7 protein-coding genes are annotated in these 4799 nt (G+C 67.6%); 5 read left to right on the top strand and 2 right to left on the bottom strand.

The features are described 5' to 3' along the window. Window positions 1–200 precede the first annotated feature (200 nt). Window positions 201–410 (bottom strand): hypothetical protein, encoded by a 210-nt coding sequence (locus ABLI39_RS16955; protein WP_349414726.1) that lies wholly within the window; start codon window positions 408–410, stop codon window positions 201–203. A gap of 213 nt (window positions 411–623) precedes the next feature. On the opposite strand from ABLI39_RS16955, the gene ABLI39_RS16950 reads away from it, so the two are divergent. Further along, window positions 624–1406, top strand: a complete 783-nt coding sequence (locus ABLI39_RS16950) for a phosphatase PAP2 family protein (protein ID WP_349414725.1) — start codon at window positions 624–626, stop codon at window positions 1404–1406. 31 nt (window positions 1407–1437) lie between these two features. Here ABLI39_RS16950 and ABLI39_RS16945 read toward each other — a convergent pair whose 3' ends face one another. After that, a complete protein-coding gene (locus tag ABLI39_RS16945; protein WP_349414724.1) occupies window positions 1438–1725 on the bottom strand; it encodes a MerR family transcriptional regulator in 288 nt (95 codons plus the stop codon). A 147-nt stretch (window positions 1726–1872) separates the two neighbouring features. Here ABLI39_RS16945 and ABLI39_RS16940 point away from each other — a divergent pair, with 147 nt between their 5' ends. The 4 genes from ABLI39_RS16940 to ABLI39_RS16925 all read left to right on the top strand — a co-directional run. After that, the gene (locus tag ABLI39_RS16940) at window positions 1873–2298 is read left to right on the top strand and encodes an Hsp20/alpha crystallin family protein (RefSeq protein ID WP_349414729.1); all 426 of its coding nucleotides are present in this window, start codon (window positions 1873–1875) and stop codon (window positions 2296–2298) included. Window positions 2299–2412: 114 nt separating this feature from the next. Then, window positions 2413–2769 carry a J domain-containing protein gene (locus tag ABLI39_RS16935; protein ID WP_349414723.1) on the top strand — a complete coding sequence of 119 codons (357 nt, stop codon included), beginning with the start codon at window positions 2413–2415 and terminating at the stop codon, window positions 2767–2769. Window positions 2770–2833: 64 nt separating this feature from the next. After that, window positions 2834–3223 carry a hypothetical protein gene (locus tag ABLI39_RS16930; RefSeq protein ID WP_349414722.1) on the top strand — a complete coding sequence of 130 codons (390 nt, stop codon included), beginning with the start codon at window positions 2834–2836 and terminating at the stop codon, window positions 3221–3223. Window positions 3224–3354: 131 nt separating this feature from the next. Further along, the coding region (locus ABLI39_RS16925) for a GH1 family beta-glucosidase (RefSeq protein WP_349414721.1) at window positions 3355–4799 on the top strand (1445 nt) is incomplete at its 3' end.

Raw genomic sequence — 4799 nt, 5'->3', positions numbered from 1 at the left:
GGCCTACCTGCCCTACAACCGCCTCGTCGACGGCACCGTTCACGACTGGTGACGGGCCGAGGTTCGGCGGCCGCTGTTCGGGCGGCCGCTTAACCACCAAGGTCCCGGGCGGCGATTCGATGCTCAGCCGCCCGGGTCCTGGCTTGTGGGGATCCTGAGCCGGACGGGCCGGGGGTGTGTCCTGCCCTGGGGGGCCTGCCCTAGTGGACGAGTTCCCTGGTCATCCCGAAGGGAACCTGGTCCGAGAGTGCCGCCGTGTAGTGGCCGGGCTTGAGGCGCGTCAGCAGGATGCCGTGGGTGCCCGTGAGCATTGCGAGGCGCTGCAGCCCCAGGACCGCGTCGTTGAGCCGTTCGTCAAGCAGTCGGCGGCTGTCGACCTGGATATCAATGCACTCGCTTGCTGTCGTCATCGCACAGTCTTTCCTGAAGGTGGTCGCCCTAATGGCCAACGGCTGAAGCGAGAGTAACGTCTGACTTAAATGTGAGTCAACTCACCACGCGGAGAGTCGGCGGACCGTGTTGAGCCGGGCCGGCCTTCATGGCCGAAGTGAACGGCGCAACCGGAACCGCGATAATCTTCACGGAAGAAAATAACAAAATACGGCGCAAAGGCGGATGCGGGAATGGCAGAGCAAGAAACCGGGAAATCGTCCGGCTGGTGGCGGGTCTTCCACGAAAAGTTCGTGGTGGAGGAACGCTACATGGACGCGGGTGCGCGGCGGAACCTGTACCGGACCGCCGTCGGACTTATGGTCCTCGGGGCCGTGTTGTTCACCTTCATCCTGGTCAGCGTCCTCCAGCACGGTGGCATCAGCGTCGTCGACGAGCCGGTGCGCTCCTGGCTCGTGACACTGCGCGGGGAGCCCACCACGACCATCATGATCATTCTGGCCGTCGTTTTCGGACCCGTCGGGCTGCCGATCATCATCCTGGTGGTCACCGTGGCCTGGGGTCTGTTGGCCAAGCACGCCTGGCGGCCGATGGTATTGGCCGGTGCCATGCTGACCGGGGTCATCCTGGCGCAGCTGATCGGCCGGACGGTCGGCCGGCAGCGGCCGCCCGTGGACCTGATGCTTTTCGGGGCCGACTCCACCTTCTCGTTCCCCTCCGGGCATGTCCTGGGCGCGTGCGATTTCCTGCTCGTGACGACGTTCCTGGTATTTTCCCGCCGCAAGAACCCCAAGGCCGCCGTCGGGGGCTTCGCCGTGGCCAGCGTCGGTATCTTCTTCGCCGCCATAAGCCGGCTGTACCTGGGCTACCACTGGACCACCGACGCCCTCGCCTCGCTGTCCATCTCGTTCGTGATCCTGGGCGCCGTGATGTTGCTGGACACGTGGCGGACGGCCCGGATCCCGGGGGAGCCGGTCACCGGCGAACTCTCCAAGCACGAGACCGGCGCGGACTAGGCAAGCACGGGACTGCGGGGCGCGCTGCCGGTCAGCGCGCCCCGCGGCGTTTAAGCTCCGCGCGGAGCCGGGCGTTGGCCGCCTCCAGCTCCAGCACCTTGGCCACGCCGACCAGGTTCAGGCCCTCCTCCAGCAGTTCGCCGATTCGGCGCAGCACCACCAAATCGGTGTCGCTGTACTGCCTGGTGCCGCCCGCTGTCCGGTCCGGCGTCAGCAGGCCCTTCCGTTCGTACAGCCGGATGTTCTGCTGCCCTGTCCCCACCAGCTGCGCCACCACTGAGATCGCATACACGCCGACGTCGGCCCCCCGTTCCGCCATGGCCCCGCCTCCTTCATCCGCCGGAAAATTTTCCTCTTGCAGCAGTCTCGCACTGGTGCTATAAAAAATCTATATCCACCACCACAGATAGTTGCGGGCTGGATAAGAACAGGAATTGGACTCTCTTTGATGAAGGAGTGGTAAGTGATGTTGATGCGTACCGACCCGTTCCGCGAACTGGACCGGCTGACGCAGCAGGTCTTTGGAACGACGGCCCGCCCGGCCACCATGCCGATGGACGCATGGCAGGAGGACGGCGAGTTTGTGGTTGCCCTCGACCTTCCCGGCGTCAACGTTGACTCGGTGGACCTCGACATCGAGCGCAACGTCCTCACGGTAAAGGCCGAAAGGCGCGACCCGACGCAGCCCAACGTCGAGCTGCTGGCCTCGGAACGGCCCCGCGGGGTGTTCAGCCGGCAGCTGATCCTAGGCGACAGCCTCGACCTGGACCACGTCAAGGCCAACTACGCCGACGGCGTCCTGACCCTCCGCATCCCGGTGGCGGAGAAAGCCAAGCCGCGGAAGATCGAAATCACCCACACGCAGGACAAGCTGCAGGAGATCGGGAAGTAACCCCGGCCCGGCCCGCGGCCGGGCGTGCGGGATCACAGTGTGGGAAGCAAAGTGCGGGGCTCAGGTCGGTCCGGGCCGGCCTGAGCCTGCCGGCTCCCGGGAGGGGGTGGAACGATGAACCGTGACCCGCGTGGGTTCTACGCCGCCCTGCAGGTGGCGCCGGACGCCACGCCGGCGGAGATCCAGCGCTCGTTCCGGGCGCTGATGCGGCTCCGGCACCCGGACCTGGAGGCGGCCGCCCCGGCCGTACCCGGCGCCGGGGACCGGGCCGGGGATGAGGTGCGGCTGATCCTGGAGTCGTTCGCCGTCCTGAGGAATCCGGCGTTGCGGGCGGAGTATGACCCCGCCGCACGGGCCCGGGACGCCGGACCAGCGCCGGCCGAAGGCCGCAGCATCCCGGTCCGTCATCACCGGCTCAGGCAGCCGCTGCTGCGGGTGACCCCGGTGCGGTGGGAGCGGGGTCCGGAATGACCGCGGCGCCGGGTGTCCCGGTGCGCTTTGCCAGGCAAGGAAGTCCAAGAAAGGGAGTAGGGCCATGAGCGCATGGCGGCGTTACGATTCGCACCTGATGCCGGCCTTTCACGAACGGTTCGAGGAGCGGTGGGGCGAGGGAACGGCACCGTTCCTTGACCCGGAGGCCCACGAACTGCCCCTCCCGCGTGCCCAGTGGATCAACGTGGACACCGGGGCGGCGCTGGCGGTGGTGCCCATCTGGTCCGCCGAGGACCGCCAGCAGCGTTCCTTCGGGGTGTTCTATTTGCCGCCGGCCGGTGACATCTGGGTCCTCCGGCCCGGTTTCACCGGCTACCTCGAGCCGGCGGCGGACGAGGCGGACCAGCTGCTGAGCCTGCGGAACGACGCCTTCAAGAAGGCCGTGGCGCATGCCAAGGAGTTCCTCCTGGGCCCGGAGGCCTCCACGTACTGAGCAGGCCGGCGAGCTGATCCCGCCGGTCCCCTGAGCCGCCCGGGGCGCGCTGGGGGCCCGGTTGTGGCGCGGGCACCTGCCGGGGCCTAAAATCAATCAACCACCAGCGCAACTGCATAGGGGATCCGCCAATGAACGCTTCCGCCCACGATCTGGCAGCCCTGCTGCCGCCCGGATTCACCATGGGCGTGGCGACCGCCGCTTTCCAGATCGAGGGGGCGCTGGACGAGGACGGCCGGGGGCCTTCGGGCTGGGACATGTTTGCGGCCCGGCCCGGCACGATCGTTGCTGCTCACAGCCCCGCGATGGCCTGCGACCACTACCACCGCATGCCTGAAGACGTCGCGCTGATGAAGGAAATGGGCATCGATTCGTACCGGTTCTCGCTGTCCTGGCCGCGGATCCAGCCCGGCGGCAGCGGCCCGGTGAACCCCAAGGGGCTGGACTTCTACGACCGGCTGATCGACCTGCTGCTGGCCAACGGGATCTCGCCGATGGCCACGCTCTACCACTGGGACACCCCGCTGGAACTGGACGAGGCCGGCGGCTGGATGAACCGGGACACCGCCTACCGGCTGGGGGAATTCGCCGCCATCGCGGCCGCGGCCTACGGCGACCGGGTGACGCGCTGGGTGACCATCAATGAACCTGCCACGGTGAGTGCCAACGGCTACATGCTGGGCGTTCACTCCCCGGGGGAAACCCACATGCTCAAGGCGCTGCCCAGCGTCCACCACCAGCTGCTGGGCCACGGGCTCGCGATGCAGGCGCTGCGGGCGGCCAAGGTGCCGGGCGAAATCGGCCTCACCAACGTCTATTCGCCGATGGTCCCGGCGTCCATCAACCCGCTGGACAAGGTCAGTGCCGGGCTGATGGACATGGCCCAGAACCGCCTGTACGCGGACCCTGTGCTGCTGGGCAAGTACCCGGACGCGATCAGGGCCGCCACGTTCTTCTCCTCCTTCAGCCCGTCGAGCGAGGATATGGAGCTGATCTCGCAGCCGATGGACTTCTACGGGCTGAACTACTACATGCCCACCCGCGTGGGCGCCGGCCCGGGCGAGGGCACCGTGCCGAAGGGCATGGCCGAGGCCATGGGCAACGACTTGAACGGCGACGGGGGCGCTACCCCGTTCCACGTCCAGAGTTTCCCCGATACCGAAATCACCGCCTACGGCTGGCCGATCAGACCGGACTACATGGCGGTGGCGCTCGCGGAAATGGCCGAGCGTTACCCGGAACTGCCGCCGGTCTACATCACCGAGGGCGGCGCCAGCTTCGAGGACCTGGAGATCCACGACGCCGAGGGGCGGCTGATTGTCCCGGACGAGCGCCGCGTCCGGTATCTCGCCGAGCACATCGGCGCCGCCATCGAGGCGACGTCGCCCGGCGGCGCCGCCGAGTCGATCGAGCTGCGCGGCTACTACGTGTGGTCGCTGCTGGACAACTTCGAATGGTCAGCCGGCTACAAGCAGCAGTTCGGCCTGATCCATGTGGACCGGGACACCATGGCCCGCACCCCGAAGGCTTCGTTCCACTGGATCCGGGAGCTCATGGCGGCGCGGAACCGCGCCGA

Origin of the sequence: Pseudarthrobacter sp. B907 (genome assembly GCF_040137805.1) — a bacterium.
Classification (GTDB): domain Bacteria; phylum Actinomycetota; class Actinomycetes; order Actinomycetales; family Micrococcaceae; genus Arthrobacter.
This window is presented reverse-complemented; position numbering and strand designations above follow the sequence as displayed.

Coding starts and splice junctions, on each gene's coding strand:
- ABLI39_RS16955 (WP_349414726.1), bottom strand. CDS start 410: ATGACGACAGCAAGCGAGTGCATTGATATCCAGGTCGACAGCCGCCGA.
- ABLI39_RS16945 (WP_349414724.1), bottom strand. CDS start 1,725: ATGGCGGAACGGGGGGCCGACGTCGGCGTGTATGCGATCTCAGTGGTG.
- ABLI39_RS16930 (WP_349414722.1), top strand. CDS start 2,834: ATGAGCGCATGGCGGCGTTACGATTCGCACCTGATGCCGGCCTTTCAC.
- ABLI39_RS16935 (WP_349414723.1), top strand. CDS start 2,413: ATGAACCGTGACCCGCGTGGGTTCTACGCCGCCCTGCAGGTGGCGCCG.
- ABLI39_RS16950 (WP_349414725.1), top strand. CDS start 624: ATGGCAGAGCAAGAAACCGGGAAATCGTCCGGCTGGTGGCGGGTCTTC.
- ABLI39_RS16940 (WP_349414729.1), top strand. CDS start 1,873: ATGTTGATGCGTACCGACCCGTTCCGCGAACTGGACCGGCTGACGCAG.